Annotated in this window: 19 protein-coding genes; all 19 read left to right on the forward strand. The window is 69.9% G+C overall.

What is annotated here, in order from left to right; genetic code table 11:
* The first annotated feature begins 260 nt into the window (after nt 1-260).
* Nucleotides 261-605 (forward strand): hypothetical protein, encoded by a 345-nt coding sequence (locus ACFC02_RS25390; protein WP_365421788.1) that lies wholly within the window; start codon nt 261-263, stop codon nt 603-605.
* A gap of 20 nt (nt 606-625) precedes the next feature.
* Nucleotides 626-907: an HNH endonuclease gene (locus ACFC02_RS25395; RefSeq protein WP_365421791.1), complete on the forward strand. Its 282-nt coding sequence runs from the start codon at nt 626-628 to the stop codon at nt 905-907.
* A 6-nt stretch (nt 908-913) separates the two neighbouring features.
* Nucleotides 914-1348, forward strand: coding sequence for a hypothetical protein (locus ACFC02_RS25400; protein WP_375852296.1), 435 nt, complete (start codon nt 914-916; stop codon nt 1346-1348).
* Nucleotides 1349-1486: 138 nt separating this feature from the next.
* The gene (locus ACFC02_RS25405; RefSeq protein WP_376041147.1) at nt 1487-1783 is read left to right on the forward strand and encodes a hypothetical protein; all 297 of its coding nucleotides are present in this window, start codon (nt 1487-1489) and stop codon (nt 1781-1783) included.
* The gene (locus tag ACFC02_RS25410; RefSeq protein ID WP_375852298.1) at nt 1767-3278 is read left to right on the forward strand and encodes a hypothetical protein; all 1512 of its coding nucleotides are present in this window, start codon (nt 1767-1769) and stop codon (nt 3276-3278) included. Before ACFC02_RS25405 ends, ACFC02_RS25410 begins: the two co-directional genes overlap by 17 nt.
* Before the next feature lie 10 nt (nt 3279-3288).
* Nucleotides 3289-4437 carry a phage portal protein gene (locus ACFC02_RS25415; RefSeq protein WP_375852299.1) on the forward strand — a complete coding sequence of 383 codons (1149 nt, stop codon included), beginning with the start codon at nt 3289-3291 and terminating at the stop codon, nt 4435-4437.
* Nucleotides 4434-5108, forward strand: coding sequence for an HK97 family phage prohead protease (locus ACFC02_RS25420; protein WP_375852300.1), 675 nt, complete (start codon nt 4434-4436; stop codon nt 5106-5108). Before ACFC02_RS25415 ends, ACFC02_RS25420 begins: the two co-directional genes overlap by 4 nt.
* A gap of 85 nt (nt 5109-5193) precedes the next feature.
* Complete coding sequence (locus ACFC02_RS25425) at nt 5194-6411, forward strand: phage major capsid protein (RefSeq protein WP_376183990.1); 1218 nt, start codon at nt 5194-5196, stop codon at nt 6409-6411.
* Between the two features lie 65 nt (nt 6412-6476).
* Nucleotides 6477-6728: a hypothetical protein gene (locus ACFC02_RS25430; RefSeq protein WP_376126001.1), complete on the forward strand. Its 252-nt coding sequence runs from the start codon at nt 6477-6479 to the stop codon at nt 6726-6728.
* 14 nt (nt 6729-6742) lie between these two features.
* Entirely contained in the window at nt 6743-7297 is a 555-nt protein-coding gene (locus ACFC02_RS25435) for a hypothetical protein (protein ID WP_375852331.1), read from the forward strand.
* A complete protein-coding gene (locus ACFC02_RS25440) occupies nt 7297-7761 on the forward strand; it encodes a hypothetical protein (RefSeq protein WP_376041182.1) in 465 nt (154 codons plus the stop codon). The genes ACFC02_RS25435 and ACFC02_RS25440 overlap by 1 nt, the downstream gene beginning before the upstream one ends.
* Nucleotides 7762-7785: 24 nt before the next feature.
* The gene (locus tag ACFC02_RS25445) at nt 7786-7986 is read left to right on the forward strand and encodes a hypothetical protein (RefSeq protein ID WP_365438247.1); all 201 of its coding nucleotides are present in this window, start codon (nt 7786-7788) and stop codon (nt 7984-7986) included.
* A gap of 3 nt (nt 7987-7989) precedes the next feature.
* Complete coding sequence (locus tag ACFC02_RS25450; RefSeq protein WP_375852329.1) at nt 7990-8976, forward strand: phage tail tube protein; 987 nt, start codon at nt 7990-7992, stop codon at nt 8974-8976.
* Between the two features lie 25 nt (nt 8977-9001).
* Entirely contained in the window at nt 9002-9496 is a 495-nt protein-coding gene (locus ACFC02_RS25455; RefSeq protein WP_376175194.1) for a hypothetical protein, read from the forward strand.
* A gap of 11 nt (nt 9497-9507) precedes the next feature.
* Nucleotides 9508-10065: a hypothetical protein gene (locus ACFC02_RS25460; RefSeq protein WP_375852327.1), complete on the forward strand. Its 558-nt coding sequence runs from the start codon at nt 9508-9510 to the stop codon at nt 10063-10065.
* Nucleotides 10066-10151: 86 nt separating this feature from the next.
* Complete coding sequence (locus ACFC02_RS25465) at nt 10152-13919, forward strand: hypothetical protein (RefSeq protein WP_376126004.1); 3768 nt, start codon at nt 10152-10154, stop codon at nt 13917-13919.
* Nucleotides 13919-16360 carry a hypothetical protein gene (locus tag ACFC02_RS25470; protein WP_376041042.1) on the forward strand — a complete coding sequence of 814 codons (2442 nt, stop codon included), beginning with the start codon at nt 13919-13921 and terminating at the stop codon, nt 16358-16360. Before ACFC02_RS25465 ends, ACFC02_RS25470 begins: the two co-directional genes overlap by 1 nt.
* Nucleotides 16361-16373: 13 nt before the next feature.
* Nucleotides 16374-16865 (forward strand): hypothetical protein, encoded by a 492-nt coding sequence (locus ACFC02_RS25475; RefSeq protein ID WP_375852338.1) that lies wholly within the window; start codon nt 16374-16376, stop codon nt 16863-16865.
* Entirely contained in the window at nt 16862-17359 is a 498-nt protein-coding gene (locus tag ACFC02_RS25480; RefSeq protein WP_375852337.1) for a hypothetical protein, read from the forward strand. Before ACFC02_RS25475 ends, ACFC02_RS25480 begins: the two co-directional genes overlap by 4 nt.
* The last annotated feature ends 41 nt before the right edge of the window (nt 17360-17400 follow it).

Raw genomic sequence — 17400 nt, forward strand, 5'->3', positions numbered from 1 at the left:
TCCAGCTCTCCGGCTACGGGCTGGTCCTGCCGGGAAACGGCCCGCTGCTGTCCGCGTTCACGGCCGGGGCTGCGTCGTGTCCGTCCGTCGCCTGGCGCCCGGGGCTGGAGGCGGCCCCACGCGGGGATCACGGGCACCCGCGGGATGCGGGGCGCCCGGCGGCGGACACCAACGCGTCACAACACAGCCACAGACCCCCCAAGCGACCAACACGCAGCGGATGATGCCCGTTCAGCATCCGAACACCCATGGGGGGAACCATGACCGCCCGCGGAGCCGCCTGCGCCGCCCTGCTCGCCCTCGCAGCCCTCACCACCGGCTGCAGCAGCGGCAGCAGCGACGACAAGCCGCAGCCCACCGTCACCGCCACCAAGACCGTCGACCAGGCCGCCGCACGCAAGGCATGCGTCACCGCCTGGGCAGACCTCATCAAGGACAGCCCCGACGCAGGCATGGACGAGGAGCCGAGCCCCTGCCAAGGCCTGCCCGAGGGCGACCGGATCGACCGCTACATGGAAGGCCTGCAGCAGCTCAACCGGGCCAACCGCGACGAGCTGCAGGACTGCCTCGACGACCCGACGTGCACGGAGGCCCCCGCGCCGTAGATTGGTGGGAGGTGGCGCCCGTGGCCGGCAACCCGCGCAACGGGCGCCCCTACCGCCGCCTCGTCGACTGGCTCCGAGCCCAGCGACTCCCCTGCTGGTGGTGCGGCCACAACATCGGCTACGAGCTGGACGCCCGGCACCCGTTGTCCTTCACCCTCGACCACGAACAGCCGCTCTCGCGAGGCGGCTCGCTCCTCGACAAGGCCAACGCCCGGCCCGCGCACCGTCGCTGCAACAGCAGCCGCGGCAACCGCACAGCGTCACCGAAGCCCAGCCCCCGGCGACCCCAGCTGAGGTGGTGACGGTCCGTGCTGTACATCGTGACCGGACCGCCGGCCGCAGGCAAGACGAGCTGGATCGAGAGCAGGGCCAAGCCCAGCGACATCGTCATCGACCTCGACCGCATCACCCGCGCCCTCGCCGGGCCAGGCGCCCCCAACTGGAACCAGGACCCGCTCCTGCTCCGCGTCGCCCACAAGGCCCGCTACGCCGCGATGTTCGAGGCGTTCGAGCACCGCGACAAGGTCGACGTCTACCTGATCCACACCATGCCCACCTCGAAGTGGCTCGCCCGCTACCGGCGCATGGACGCACAGATCATCGCCGTCGACCCCGGGCGCAGCATCGTGATGGCCCGCATCGAGGCCATGCGAGACCCCGAGATGCGCAGGGTGGCCACCCGCTGGTACCGGTCACGATCGGCGACGAAGACCGAGACGACGGGCGCGACGCTCGAATGGTGATCAAGGCCCCGACTACTTTTTGAGCGCAAGACCGGGCGACCCAAACGCCCTTGTCGCCCGATTTTTTACACGGGGCCTGTACTCGCTAATCCGCCGAGGCGAACGCCAGCGATTTAGCAGGCGGTCACCCTCCGTGACGTGACTCTCAGTGACAGGTCGGGGGTGATCATGGCTACCAACGTCGAAGGGACCGCCGCCGAAATTGCACGGCTCCGGGTCGGCGATATCGCCCCTGGCCTGGCGCAACTCGCCCTCACCCTCGCCCAGGTGATGGACGGGAAGGACGGGGCGACGGCGAAGGCGAACGCCGCTCGCGAACTACGGGCCGCGCTCGAGGCCCTGCACAAGCTCGCGCCGGTCGCCGAAGAGACCGACCGGGTGGACGAGCTGGCCAGGAAGCGGCAGGACGGGAGGCTCCGTGCTCGCCGAGCCTGAACTGCTGCGCGGTGCCCAGCGGCCCCGCCTGTTCACCGCGCCGCCGACGTTCCTGTCCTCGGCTGGCCGGGAGGCGGTCGAGCTGGCCGCGCACGCCGGCCTGGACCTGATGCCGTGGCAGCAGCACGTCCTGGACGTCGGGCTGCGGGAACGGGAGGACGGCCAGTGGGCGGCGTTCGAGTGCGCCGTGAACGTGCCCAGGCAGAACGGGAAGGGCGGGGTGATCGAGGCCAGGGAGCTGGCGGGGCTGTTCCTGCTGGGCGAGCGCCTGATCATTCACAGCGCGCATGAGTTCAAGACGAGCCGAGTCGCGTTCCAGCGGATCCAGTCCCTGATCCTCGGGTGCCCTGACCTGCGGAAACGCGTCAAGCGGATGTTGAACAACACGACGGAGACGTCGATCACGCTGACGACGGGGCAGTCCCTGCAGTTCATCGCCCGCTCCGGCGGCTCCGGCCGTGGCTGGACCGGCGACTGCAACATCCTGGACGAGGCGATGATCCTCGGCGACGACGCGATGGGCGCGCTGATGCCGACGATGTCCGCCGTCGAGAACCCGCAGCTCTGGTACCTGGGCAGCGCCGGAATCGGCGCCCCCTCGGTGCAGCTGGCCCGTCTGCGGCGCCGAGCCCTGGCCGCGCTGGAGGCCGGGAAGCCGGACCCGTCCCTGGCCTACTTCGAGTGGTCGGTGGACCCGCACCTGGACGAATGCCCGCCCGGCTGCACGGAGCACGACAGCTCGGACGATCCGGCGTCGTGGGCGAAGGCGAACCCGTCGCTGGGCCTCCTGATCACCCCGGAGTTCGTCCGGAACGAGCGGGCCTCGCTGGGGTCCAGCGGCATCTTCGAGCGTGAGCGGCTCGGTGTAGGCGACTACCCGTCCGACGAGGCCGACACGTGGCAGGTCATCGCCGAGGAGGCGTGGCGGGCCCTGGCCGTCGGGGACGTCTCGGCGGTCGCTGAGGCGCGGCAGGCCGGGCCGGTGGCGCTGTCCATCGACATGACCCCGGAGCGGTCGCACGCGGCCATCAGCGCAGCGTTCCGGTACCTGGGCGGCGTGCACGTGACGGTCATCGACCACCGGCCCGGTACGGGCTGGATCCTGGAGCGCGCCAAGGAACTGCACGGGAAATGGAACCCGCGGTGCTGGGTGATCGACGGGGCGGGGCCGGCCGGGTCGCTGATCGGCGACCTGGAGGACAAGGAGACCGGGCTCGGAGTGACAGTCGTGCAGCCGAAGGCGCGGGAGATGGCCGCGGCGTGCGCCCAGTTCTACGACGCCGTAACGACGCAGACCCTGACGCACTTCGACGATGCGCCGCTGGCGTCGGCTCTGGCCGGCGCGCAGAAGCGGACGCTGGGCGACGCGTGGGCGTGGGCCCGCCGTATCCCGTCCGTAGACATCAGCCCGCTGGTGGCCGGGACCCTCGCCAAGTGGGGCCTGACCGCCGAGGTAGAAGAACCGCCGGGCGACATCCTGAACAACGTGTGGTGAGGGGGCAGTCGTGAAGTGGTGGCCCTTCCGCCGGACGGCGCTGAAGCGGGCGATCTCGTACCAGGACGTGTGGGGGTCGGGCTCGGACCCGGCCGTGCTGCGCGGCACCAGCCAGGAACGGGCACTGCGGCTGGGGCCCGTCTACGCGGCCACACGGCTGCTCGCGGACTCCGTGGCCTCCCTGCCTCTGAAGTTTTACCGGGCGGACGGAGAGGACCGGCAGCGGCTGCCATTGCCCCCGCTGTTCCGGCGCCCGGCCGCGGCTGGCTTCCGGTATGACTGGCTGCACCGGTGCATGACGTCGCTGACGCTGCGCGGCAACGCCTACGGGCTGATCGTCGCCTGGGGCCCGGACGGCTGGCCCAGCCAGATCGAGTGGCTGCACCCGGACGACGTGAGCATCCAGGACAACCTCGCCGCCGTCCCGGTCTGGTGCTACAAGGGCCGGCGCCTCGAGGACGGGCAGATGTTCCACATCCCCGCCTACACGGTGCCCGGGCAGATCCTGGGGCTGTCGCCGATCGCGTACTTCGCGACGACGACGGAGGCCGGGCTGCTGGCCAACCAGTTCGGCCGGGACTGGTTCGCCAACGGGTCCACGCCAAGCGCAGTCCTGGAGACGGACATGGCCGTGGACCAGGGCGCCGCGACCGTGCTGAAGGCACGGTTCAAGGAGGCCGCCCAAGGCCGGGACGTGGTCGCGCTGGGCAACGGCGTGAAGTACCGGGCGATCTCGGTGCCGGCGAACGAGTCGCAGTTCCTGGAGACCATCAAGGCGACGGCGAACCAGGTCGCCGCGATCTACGGGGTGCCGCCGGAGAAGGTCGGTGGTGAGACGGGTGGCAGCCTCACCTACGCCACGGTCGAGCAGAACAGTATCGACCTGCTGACGTGGACGCTGCGCCCGTGGCTGGCCCGCCTGGAGGAAGCGTTCTCCTGGCTGCGGCCACCCACCGAGGAGGCCCGATTCAACGCGAGCGCGATGCTGCGCACCGACACGCTGACCCGCTATCAGGCGCACCGTATCGCTCGCTCGATCGGGCTGAACAACATCGACGAGCTGCGGCGTCACGAGGATGAGCCGCCGCTGCCCGGCGGGCTCGGGCAGGACTACACGCCACTGGGCAATGTGGCCCCGGACGGAAGCGAGAAGAAGTGAACGGCGACAGTGAGCGTCGGTTCACGCGCGGCCTCGTCGAGGTCCGGGCGGCCGGCGACAGCAGGACGATCGGCGGGTACGCCGCGAAGTTCAACACCCTGTCACGCAACCTGGGCGGGTTCGTCGAGCGGATCGACCCGGGGTTCTTCGCGAAGTCCGAGGGTGACGGCTGGCCGCGCGTGATGGCCCGCTACAACCACGACAACAACATGCTGCTCGGCACGACGCGGGCGAGCACGCTGCGGCTGCAGACGGACGGCACGGGCCTGGACTACAGCGTCGACGTGCCGGCCGCCCGGGCGGACGTGTTCGAGCTGGTGCAGCGCGGCGACGTCACCGAATCCAGCTTCGCGTTCTACACGTTCGAGGACGACTGGGCGATGACGGACGACGGGTTCCCGGTGCGGACGCTGCTGTCCGGGCAGCTGGTCGACGTGGCCCCGGTCAACGATCCGGCGTACCTGGACACGTCCACAGGCCTGCGGTCCCTCGCTGAGAAGGCTGGCGCGGAGCTGGCCGAGGTGCGGGCGGCGGCCGAGGCCGGTGAGCTGAAGCGGTTCCTCGGGGCCCCGGCCCCCACGATCATCCCGCCGGGCGGGCAGGGCGACACCCACCCGCTCGTGGCGGTACGGCAGCGGCGCGCCGAGCTGGTGAAGCGCCGCACCTTCTGAGGCAGGGCGACACCCACCTCACCCACCCATCCACTGGCACCCCGGCGCACGGTCGCGGGTGTCGTCGTCATGCCCAGGAGGGCACATGTCCAGCCACATCAAGGCGCTGCAGGAGCGCCGGGCGAACATCTGGGAGCAGGCCAAGGCGCTGCTCGACACCGCCGAGAAGGAAAAGCGGGACCTGTCGGCGGAGGAAGAGGCGCAGTACCAGGCGCTGAACACCGACCTCGACAAGATCGACGCCCGGGCGAAGGACCTCCTCGAGGCGGAGCAGCGCACCAAGGACGCCGAGGACGCGTTCGCCAAGCTCCTCGCCAAGCCGGCCGACCAGCGGCAGCAGCCGCAGGAGCAGGACTCGGAGCTGCGCCGGTGGGCGCGCGGCGAGATGCGCGGCATCGACATCGCCAAGCCCGACGGGGTCAGCTTCCGTGACCTGACCAAGGGCACCGCGACCGCGGGCGGCAACACCGTGCCCACCACGTTCTACGGCCGCCTGATGGCCCACCTCATCGAGGTGTCCGGTCTGATGATGGCCGGGCCCACGGTCCTGAACACCGCCTCCGGCGAGACCATCGAGATCCCGGTGACCACGGCCCACTCGACTGCCGCGCTCACCGCCGAGGCCGCCAACCTGCCCAAGTCCGACCCGGCGTTCGCCAAGCGCACCCTGGGCGCCTACAAGTACGGCGTCCTGCTCCAGGCGTCCACCGAGCTGCTCACCGACACCGGTGTCGACCTGGAGAGCTACCTCGCCATGCAGGCCGGCCGCGCGCTGGGCAACGCGTTCGGCACCCACGCCATCACCGGCGACGGCTCCTCCAAGCCGACCGGCATCATCACCTCCGCGTCGACCGGCAAGACCGGCGGCACCGGCGCTGGCGGCGCGTTCACCGCGGACGACCTGATCGACCTGTACTACAGCGTCATCGCCCCGTACCGGAACAGCGCCTCGTGCGGCTGGCTGATGCGGGACGCCACCCTCGGCACCGCCCGGAAGCTGAAGGACAAGCAGGACCAGTACCTGTGGCAGCCGTCCATCCAGGTCGGCGTCCCGGACACGCTGCTGGGCAAGCCGGTCCACACCGACCCGAACGTGGCCGCTGTCGGCACGACCGCGAAGTCCGTCGCGTTCGGTGACTTCTCCCAGTACTTCGTGCGCATGGCGGGCGGGGTGCGGTTCGAGCGGTCCGACGACTACGCGTTCAACTCCGACCTGGTGACCTTCCGGGCGATCATCCGCTCGGACGGCCTGCTGGTCGACCAGACCGGAGCCGTGAAGGTGTTCGCCGGCGCCGCGACCTGATCCATACCTGCAGCGGGCGGCCACGACCAGTGGCCGCCCGCCCCGCTTCAAGAGAGGAACCAGCGATGCGCGTCCGCATGAAGGTCACGATCTCCGGCACCCGCGACGGCCAGCCCTGGCCCGAGCGCGGACAGAGCGTGGACCTGCCCGACGGCGAGGCCAAGCAGATGGTCGCGGCAGGCCTGGCCGAGCCGCACGACGACAGCGACGACGGCGAGGACGGCCAGCCGCCCGAGGAGAACACCGCCAACCCGGGCGAGCCGGAGAAGGCCACCGGCCGCCGCAAGCCCACGACGAAGTCGGCCGTCGAGAAGTAGCCCGGGAGGCTTCCATGGCGCTGCTCACCCTCGCCGAGGCGAAAGCCCAGCTCGACAACGACACGGACACCGACGACCTCGAGCTGCAGGTGTACATCGAGGCACTGACCGCAGCGATCGAACGGCACGTCGGGCCGGTGGAAACCCGGGAGTTCGCCGAGACGATCGAGGGCCGCAGCAGCTCCCTGTGCCTGTCCCACATTCCGGCCGTCGCCCTGGTGTCGGTCGTCCCGGCCGTGGACGCGGGCGACGCTCTCGACCTGGACGCGCTCGTCCTGGACGGCGCCACGGGCATCGTCCGCTACCGGGGCGGCTCGTTCACGGGGACGCTGTGGCGGGTCACGTACACGGCCGGCCGCGGCGAGGTGCCGCCCACCATCAACCTGGCCGCGCGGATCCTGCTTCAGCACCTGTGGCGTACCCAGTACGGGGCATCCCGGGGGCTGGGCAGCATCGGCGGCGGCGACGACTTCTCCGTGACCGAGCCGGTGCCCGGCTGGGGCTACGCGATCCCGAACAGGGTCCTGCAGCTGCTGGAGCCGTACAAGGTCCCGCCGGGGGTGGCCTGATGCTGACCTCTCGTGTCCCGGCCGCTGTGGACGGGCTGCTGGCGGTGCTGCGGGCGGCACCCGGCCTGGCGGACGTGACGGTCGTCGACGGGCCGCCAGCGGTCAACCTGACCCCGCGGCGCCTGCTCTTCGTGGGCTGGCAGCCTGGGGGCGAGTCGGCGGTGTCTCTCGCCCAGACGTTCAACGGCGCTGGCGCCAGGACCCGCGACGAGACGTTCCAGATCGCCGGGTACATCGAGGCCCGCACCGGCGACAAGGACATGCAGGCCCGCCGGGCTGCAGTGTTCGCGATCCTCGGGGAGATCGAGACGGCGCTGCGCGCCACGACCGACGCGCCGGACGCGCCCACGCTGGGCGGGGCGGTGCTGTGGGCGCACCTGACCGCGGGCGACCTCACCCAGATCCAGAGCGAGGGCAGCACCGCCGGGCTGGCGTTCACGGTGACCTGCCAGGCCCGTATCTGATCCACCACCACAAGGGAGCAAGTGATGGCGCGTGTGCGCTTTCTGGGGCCGGAGCCGGTGACCGTGCCCGAACTCGGCCGGACTGTCCACCCGGACGAGGTCGTCGAAGTCTCGGACGAAAGGTTCGACGGCTACGTGTGCCAGCCCGCGAACTGGGAGTCCGTCGAAGAGCCCGGGGCGAAGGCCTCGAAGAAGACCGCGGTCAAGCCGCAGAAGGAGGGCTGATCCATGGCGATCGGATCCGGGCTCGGTGCCCAGCTCGGCATCGCAGCCGAGACGACCTACGGCACCTACGTGGCGCCGTCGAAGTTCATCGAGTTCACGCAGGAATCGCTGGCGCTGAAGAAGACCACGGCGCAGTCGGCGGGGATCGCGGCCGGCCGTCTGCTGGCGCTGTCGTCGCGGCGCGTGCTCACCCGCCGCGAGGTGGAGGGCAGCCTGGACATCGAGGTCGCCAACAAGGGCATGGGCGCCCTGGTCCAGGCGCTCATGGGCACGTCGGTGACGCCGGTGAAGCAGTCGACCACCACGGCGTACATGCAGACGCACCTCCTGGCGGACACCCGGGGCAAGTCCCTGACGATCCAGAAGGGCGTGCCGCTGACGACTGGCACGGTCACGGCTAAGTCTTTCGTGGGCTGCAAGGTCACCTCGGCGGAGTTCGCGTGCGAGGTCGGCGGCATGCTCACCGGGTCGTTCGAGTTCGACGGCAAGGACTGCGACGAGGCGCAGCCCCTGGCGGTCGCGTCGTATGGCAACTCGTCCCCGTTCCACTTCGGGCAGATGACCCTGAAGACGGGCGCGTTCGGGTCGGAGACGGCGCTGGACGGCATCCGCAAGGTGTCGGTGAAGGTGGAGCGGCCGCAGGATGTGGAGCGGTTCTACGCGAACCAGGCGTCGCTGAAGAAGGAGCCGATCGCCAACGACCAGGTGAAGATCACCGGGTCGCTGGAGACGGACTACGCCGCCACCACCCTGGACGACCTCCACACCTCGGACGCAGCGTTCTCCCTGGTGTGGGAGTTCACCGGCGCCCTGATCGAGACGACCTACGCCGACACGTTCCGGGTCACGCTCCCGGCCGTCCGCCTGGACGAGGGCCCGCCCACCGTGGATGGCTTCGGCGTCGTCAAGCCGACGTTCAACTTCACCGGCCTGTACGACGGCACGAACCAGCCGAAGATCGAGATCATCTCGACCGAAGCGACTCTGTGAGCCCGGCGTGGTTCAGAACATTCGCGTGATCGGTACCGGCCAGCTGCTGGAGTTGTCGGCGCGGCTGCGCCGGGCCGGTCACGAGAACATCCGCTCCAGCTTCCACCGGCGCATCCGGCGGGCGGCGGAACCCCTGCGCGACGACCTGCAGGACGCCATCCGCCGCCTGGACATCCGCTCGCAGGGCCGGGGGTTCGGCAAGCGTGGCGGGCGGTCGCCGACCACGCGCCCCCTGCGCCGGTCGATCGCCGCAGCCATCCGCATCTCGGTCCGCAACACCGGCAATCCGGGCGCCCGCGTCTGGCTCGACAAGGGACTCCTGCCGCCAGACATCCCCATGGGCGTCGTGAACCGGCTCAACGAAGGCCGCCTCCGGCACCCCGTGTTCGGCAACAAGCGCCGGTGGGCGCAGCAGAACGCCACGCCTCTGTGGTGGGACCGGACCGTGCGCTCTCACCACGACCGCATCACCCGTGAAGTCGGCCGCGTCGTCGATGACGTGCGCCGGCACCTCGAATAGGAGCAACACCCGTGATCGTTGTCTACACCCCTGCGGGCGGCGAGCCCGAGCAGTACGACGCGTCCAGCCTGCGCGTGTCCGAGGCCGCGATCGTGCAGCGCACCGTCGACATGAAGTGGCAGGAGATCAAGGAGGGGTTGGAGAGCGACGACCTGGACGCGATGCGCGGCATCGTCTGGGTCATCAAGAAGCGCTCCCAGCCCAGCCTGCGGTTCGGGGAGTTCGACCCGGGCGTGGACGAGATGGTCTCCCGCATGGACCGGCGGGAAGTCGAGGCCTACGTCGACAACGCGTTCGCGACCACGCAGGACGACAGCGAGCTGACCCCGGAGACGGTGGCCGGCATCCTCCTCGAGCGGCTGCCGAGTGTGGCCGCCGATCCTGAGCACGCGCGCGCCCTGATCGACGCCCGGGCCACCAGCCCAAAAGCGGCGGCCGACGAGCCGCTGCCGGAGGAGACACCGGGCGAGGCTACGAGCCCGAGCCCGACATCGAACGAGCCCGAGGCCTCTACCTCGGACTCTTCGCCCACGTCCTCCACATCCCCCCTGCAGCCGTCGACGAGCTGACCATCGACGACTTCTACAACCTGACCGCCTGGATCGACCAGCACCAGGCAGCCCTCCAGGCGGAAGGTGGTTGAGCCGTGCCGTCGATGAACTTCCTCCTCACCGGCCAGGACCGGTTGAGCCACGTCTTCGACCGGATTGGGGACCGCGCGCAGCGGCTTCACCGGCGCATCGACGATGCGACCACTCGCGGCAATGTCGCAATGAGCCGCTTCACCAGTAACACGTCCCGACGCCTGTCCCAGATGCAGCAGGACAGCGAGGCCGGCGGGAAGGCGCTGGAGAAGCTGGCGGGCGCCGCGCTGCTGCTGGCTCCGGCCGCGATCCCGGTCGCCGCAACGCTGGCGCCGATCGCAGCCGGGGCGGGCACGGTCGCCGTCGCGATCGCAGCGATGGGTGCCGCCCTGGTCCCGCAAATCTCTGCTCTGGGCGACGCGGCTGAGGCGGAGACGAAGTGGCAGGACGCGGTCGCCAAGAGTGGCGCCACCTCGGCGGAAGCAGCGCAGGCGCAGGCTGCCTACGCCAAGACCGTGGCCGAACTGCCGCCCGCCACACGTCAGGCGGCGGCCGCGTTCAGCGTGCTCAAGGACGAGTTCGCGGACTGGTCCGACGAGCTGGCCGGCGACACGATGGCCCCAGTCATCAAGAGCATCGGCATCGCCAACGCCCTGTTGCCGAAGACGTCCGGCCTAGTCCGTGCCGCCTCGTCGGAGACCGACCGCTTCCTGACGATCATCGGCGGCTCGATGGCCTCTCCTGGCTTCGACCGCCTCAACGACAAGTTCACCACGTTCACACAGCGCACGTTGCGCAACCTGAACGACGGATTGGTGCACCTGCTGCGCACCAGCGACGGCAAGGTCGGCAGCAACCTGGCAGAGTTCATGGACTACGCCAGAGCCCAGGGGCCGTTGGTCTCCAGCGTCCTGCGCAACATTGGCACCACGCTGATGAACGTGCTGCGGGCGGGCAGCGACGTCGGCGTGGGCATGCTGCAGGTCATCAACGTCCTCGCCAAGCTCGTCTCGGCGGTCCCGCCTGGCACCATCGCCGCCCTCCTGCAGCTGGCGTTCGCGATGAAGGTGACTAAGGCGGCCGCGTTCGGTCTGGCCGCGGCGCGCACGGCCGTGGCTGCGTTCATGACGCAGCTCATCGCGATGGGGAACGCGGCCGCGGGCACGCCTGGGCGGCTGCGCGCGGTCGGCGCGGCGATCGGCGCCCTGTCCCGCAGCGCGAAGGTGGCGCTGGCTGGCACGGGTATCGGTCTGCTGCTGGTCGCGCTCGCCGAGCTGCAGCAGCGGGGCAAGTCGGTGCCTCCGGACGTCGACAAGCTGACCACGTCGCTGGGCACGCTGGGCCGCACCGGGCGGGTCACGGGCGAGGCCGCGCGGGTGATGGGCAAGGACATGGAGGGCCTGGCCTCCGCTGTCGAGCGTGTCGCTGGCCACAGCGGCGGCATGGACTCGTTCAACGACGTCATGAACCGGATCTTCACTCTGGGCATGGCGGACAGCAACTCCATGAAGGTGGCCAAGGAGGACCTGGACGGTATCGACCAGGCGCTCGCCAACCTCGTCAAGGGCGGCAACGCCAGCTTGGCCGAGGCCGCGCTGAAGCGGATGAGCGACGCCTACGGCAAGGGCGGCCGGGACACCCGTGAGTTCACCTCGCGGCTGGACGCCTACAAGCAGGCTCTGGCTGACGCCAAGTTCGAGCAGCAGCTCGCCGCCGACAGCATGGGCCTGTTCGGCGCGCAGGCGCAGGCCGTGCAGCAGAAGCTGAACGCGCAGAAGATGAGTGCGGACGGGCTGCGCCAGTCGATCCAGGCGCTGTCGGAGACGTCCCGGAACGCGTTCGACGCCGAGACGAAGTTCGAAGCGGCGATCGACAACGTCACCAAGTCGCTGAAGGCCAACGGCAAGACCCTCGACGTCGGCACGGACAAGGGCCGCGCAAACCGGGACGCCCTGTCGCAGATGGCGGCGGCGACCGAGGACGCCGCGGCCAAGGCCCGCGAGAACGGCGCCTCGTGGACAGAGGTCACCCGGATCTACGACAAGGGCCGCAAGACCCTCGTCGACAACGCGTTTGCGATCACCGGCAACCGGAAGGAAGCCGAGCGGCTCGCGGGCACGCTGCTGAAGATGCCGTCGCCGAAGATGCGCCTGGAGATGCGCACCGAGGGCGCGATCACAAGCCTCAACGGTGTCGTGGCGGCGATGAAGAAGGCGCCCGACTCGAAGAAGGTCACGGTCAAGGCGCTCACCGCGGACGCGGTCAGCATGCTGCGCGACCTCGGTTTCAAGGTCACGCGGCTGAAGGACGGCCGGTTCAAGATTACGGCCGAGACCGCGAACGCCAAGGGCAACATCGCTGCGGTCCAGAAGGCCCGCGACGCGCTCAAGGACAAGACGATCACGCTGGAGGCGCGGGACCGGGCCAGCGCCGCCGCCCGCGCGATCCAGCAGGCCCTCGCGGGACTGCGGAACAAGACCGTCACCATCACGACCGTTCGGCAGACGATCGCCCAGTACAGCACCGACACCCGGCCCTACACCGGGCAGGGCGGTGTCAGCAAGAACGCCGCAGGCGGCCCGGTCGAAGCGGGCGAGGTGTCCTTGGTCGGTGAGAACGGGCCCGAGCTGGTCGTGTTCGGTCAGGCGGGACGTGTCATCGACGCCACCACCACGCGCGCTCTGAAGGCGGGCACGGCCAGTGCCGGGCGGGACGCTGCCCGAGGCCTGACCACCGGGATGGGCGGCTCGACGGGAGGGGTGTTCTCCGCTGCGCAGACGATGGCGGCCGCGGTCACGGCCGGCATCCGGACGGAGTTGGAGATCGCGTCACCGTCGAAGAAGACGCGGGCGCTCGCCAAGGACGTTGGGCGCGGCTTCATTCAGGGGCTGACCAGCACCCGGGCGAAGATCAAGTCGGTGTCGGCTGACCTGGTCAAGGACATCAAGACGGCGTTCTCCGGCAAGAAGGAGTCCAGCCTGGTCGCCGCCGTTAACTTCCAGACGAGTCGACTGATGGCCCTGGCGGCCAAGCGGGACAAGCTCGCCGCGAAGATCGCCGAGGCGAAGCAGTACGCCAAGGACGTCACGAGGAACGCACGGGACCAGGCCAGCCTCGGCAACTTGGGCATGCAGCCCGAGGAGGTCACCGCGGGCGGCATCAAGGCCGGCCTGGCGGCCAAGCTCGCGAAGATCAAGCAGTTCAGCAAGTACATCGACATCCTCGCCAAGAAGGGCCTGAACAAGGGGCTGTTGCGGCAGATCCTCAACATGGGCCCGGAGGACGGCTACGCCTACGCGTCCGCTCTGGTCGGCGCGGACAAGAACACGTTCAAGCAGATCAACAGCCTGCAGAGCCAGCTCGACAAGTCCACGGACAAGCTGGGCAAGCGGGGCGCGGACATCCTGTACGACTCCGGCAAGAACGCCAGCAAGGGGTTCCTCACGGGCCTGGCTTCTCAGCAGAAAGACATCGAGAAGCTCATGCTGAAGATCGCCCAGGGGATGCAGAAGAGCATCAAGAAAGCGTTGGGGATCAAGAGCCCGTCCACGGTGATGGCCAAGCTGGGGCGCTTCTCCACGCAGGGCCTGGCCCGCGGTCTGGTCGGCGCGCTGCCGGAAGTCGACCGCGCCCTCGGCGTCGTCACCGGCCGCGTCGCCTCGGCTCAGCCTGTGCTGGGGCGGCCCGCTGTCGTGGCCGGCGGGGGCGGCGGGGTCATGCAGGTACAGGTCGACATCAACGGGGCAATGGACCCGGTCGCTGTCGGCAAGGAACTGCAGCGCGTACTGCTCATGCTCAAAAGAACGCAGGGCCTGAACGTGAAGCTGGGGGTGGCGTAGTGGCGTGGCTGGTGGAAATGGGCTGGGGCGGCCTGGTGCAGTACCCCGACACCATCACCTGGACGGACATCAGTCAGTACGTCAGCACAGCGCGGGCAATCACCATCACCCGAGGCGCCGCCGACGAGTTGTCCGAGACGCAGCCTGGCACGGCGACCTTGGCCCTGGACAACGACGACGGCCGGTTCACCCCGGGCAACTCCTCGTCGCCGTACTACCCGTTCGTGCGGCGCAACGCGCCGATCCGGATCGCGGTCGCGCACATGCCGACGCGGTCCGGGGCGGCGCCCTACCCGGTCGGGCAGCTGGGCGACGACTTCGACGATGGCCGCGTCGACTCGGTGCTGTGGCCCAACTCCTACGGCGGGGTCGTCGAGCGGGGCGGCGTGGTCCGCATCCCGGTGAGCACTGCCGGGGATGCGGGCCTGCAGTCGGTGCGGCAGTGGACGCTGAAGGGCAGCCGCCTCACTGCCAAGCTGGTCACCGTCCCGAAGGCGGGCGGTTCGTCGAACGTGGCCGCGTCGATGTGGGTCAACTCCACTACGGCGGGCACGCGGATCGGCTGGCGGTACGACGCGCTCACCGGCCTCCTCGCCGCGTCGAACCAGGCGGCGTACTTCGACGGGTCCGCCGTGAACCTCACCTACTCGCCGATCGACCACGCGTGGCTGCGGGTCCGGGAGTCCGGCGGCACCGTCTACTGGGAGACGTCCCGCGACGGTTTCAGCTGGACCGTGCGCCGCACCCTCGCTGCGCCCGCGTGGGTGTCCAGCCAGACGCACGCGGTCGAGTTCCCCGCCACCCGCACCGGCGGCACCAACGACTTCATCGAGTGGGACCTGGTCGGCGCCATCATCAAGCCCCGCTTCTGCGGCACGGCCAACGAGTTCCCCGTCGACTGGGAGGGCCTCTCCAGCACGGTCACGGTCACGTGCACCGACCTGTTCAAGCGGCTCAACCGGCTCCCCGTGCTCCGGAGCATGGCGGCCGAGGAGGTCCTCGCGTCCGGGCCGCTCGCGTTCTACCCGCTGACCGAGCCGTCCGACTCCACCAGCGCGGGCGACCTGTCCGGCATCGGCGCGGGATCCCTGACCATTCAGCAGGTCGGTACGGGCGGCACCCTCGCCATGGCTGCCGCGCCGGGGCCGCCCGCCACCGAGGACCAGGTCCCGCTGTTCACTCCGTCCTCGGCGACGGCCGGGAAATGGTTGTCGGCCAACATGGGCGACGACGTCCAAACGCAGCTCAATGGCGGCCGGCCAGTGCTCGAGTGCTGGTTCCAGACCACCACCGCCGGCCGGGCCATCATGGCTCTGGCGTCCCCGGACCTGCAGTACGTGCACGTGCTGTCCCTGTCCGGCAGCGGCCAGCTGCAGATCGAATGGACCGACACCGGCGGCACGCTGGCGACGGCACCGATCCCCTTTACGCCTGGCCTGGCGGACGGAAACTGGCACCACGTGGCCTTTGGCCAATATTCGAAGCTTGTGTTCCTCGACGGCGCGCTGGCGATGGCCGGCGTATCCGTGCCCTATGGCACCGACCAGCGCATCTTGCATATCGGCGGCTACCGTGGCACCCGCCTGTGGTCCGGGTCGATCGCCTACGTTGCCCTGTACGGGGTGGCCCAGGCCGCCGAGTCCCGGCTCGCCAGCCACTACAGGGCCGGGGCGACCGGGTACGCGGGCGAGAGTGCGGCCGAGCGGATCCAGCGGCTGGCTCGGTATGCGGGCGTGGACAGCGTGACGATTCTCGGTGGCACGTTCGACCCGATCGCGTCCCAGGCGGCGGGCGGCACGCAGGTCGTCGCCCGCATGCGTGAGGTGGAGTACACCGAGTCCGCGAAGCTGTACGCCGAGCGGGACTACTTCGGGCTCGCATTCCAAAGCCGCGACCTGCGCTACAACCCGGACCCGTCCGGCGAGGTGTTCACGGTCACCTACGCCGACCTCGAGCCGGGAACGAGCATCTCCGACGACGACCAGAAGATGGTCAACTCGCTGCAGGCTTCCCGGCCCGGCGGCGCCACCCAGCGGGTCACCGCGCCCTCGAGCATCACGGCGTTCGGACTGTACGAGCCGCAGCCCCTCGACATCCTCAAGACCAGCGACAACAGCGTCTTGGACGCCGCCTACTGGGTCGTGTCCCGGTACGCAAACCCGGGGCCGGAGTTGCGCGAGGTGGTGATCGAGGCGTACACGATGCCCAACTATCTGGACATCCTCGACGCCGACATCTCCAGCTACTTCACCGTCTACGGCCTGCCCTCGCAGGCGCCCGCGTCCTCGATGCGGGTCACGGTCGAGGGCTACACCGAGACGATCAAAGAGCGCAGCCACGTGATCCAGTTCCACACCAGCGCCTCCTTCAACGACTCCGTGTGGGTCCTCGGCGATCCCGTGTACTCCAGGCTCGACTCCACCACCCGCCTCGCCTACTGATCGGAGCACGCCCATGGCCGTGTCCGCCCTGCCCGCCGCGTCCATCGTGACCGCCGAAACGTTCTACCTGCCGCCGCCCCCGCGCCGGGGCCAGCCCGCGGAAGACTGGTCGCAGATCCCCGGGGCCGAGCTGGTCTACGCGTGGGTCGAGTACCGGCTGGGCCGCCGCGTCCCCGTCCCGACCGAGTCGGTGCCGGACCATCCGGGGCTGTACGCCTGGATCGATGACGGCCGGTGGATCACCGAGTGCGATGCCTGCCGGACAGCGTGGGCCGTCTCCGTGGCCGACCCGCGTTTCGGGTGCGCGGAATGCCGGCGGGACTGGGTGCCGCTCATCGTCCCCGATGACATCGAGGCCGCCGAGGCCGAGGCGCTGAGCCTGACTCGCCGGTTCTGGTGGCACCCGGACGACCCGCGCAACCCGGTGCAGCCCGAGCCGGAACCGGAACCCACGCCCGAGCCCGAGCCCACGCCCGAGCCGGAGGCCCCGGAGGTGGGGGCGTGACGTTCGCACCGAAGACGTGGATCGTCGGCGAGACCGTCACGGCGGCCTTGTTGAACCAGGAGATCCGCGACCAGTTCAACAGCATGTTCGACGCGTGGACCACGTACACGCCGACGTGGACAGCGACGACCAACCCGGCCCTCGGGAACGGGGTGCTGACCGGCCGGTATCTCAAGGTCGGCCGGAAGTGCCTTGCCGACATCCGCCTGGAGATGGGGTCGACCACCACCTACGGCAGCGGCGCCTACGCCTTCAGCGTCCCGTTCGCAGCAACGTCCGCCGTCGTCGACTACCTCGGCACGGCCCGGCTCGCGGCTGGCGCCTCAACATGGGCCGGGCAGGCCGTGATGAGCGCTGGCAGCACCGTCTTCTCCTGCACTTTCCCCACATCGGCCACGGACTCGCGAGCCGCATCCATGACCGGCGCCGCCCCGTCCACCCTCGCCGCCGGCCACATCCTGCGCGCGCAGATCGAATACCAGACCGCCAACTGACCCAGCCCTACCCCGCCCGCCCCGCGCCGATGGCCGGGGCC

Origin of the sequence: Streptomyces sp. NPDC056160 (assembly GCF_042268205.1) — a bacterium.
Taxonomy (GTDB): domain Bacteria; phylum Actinomycetota; class Actinomycetes; order Streptomycetales; family Streptomycetaceae; genus Streptomyces.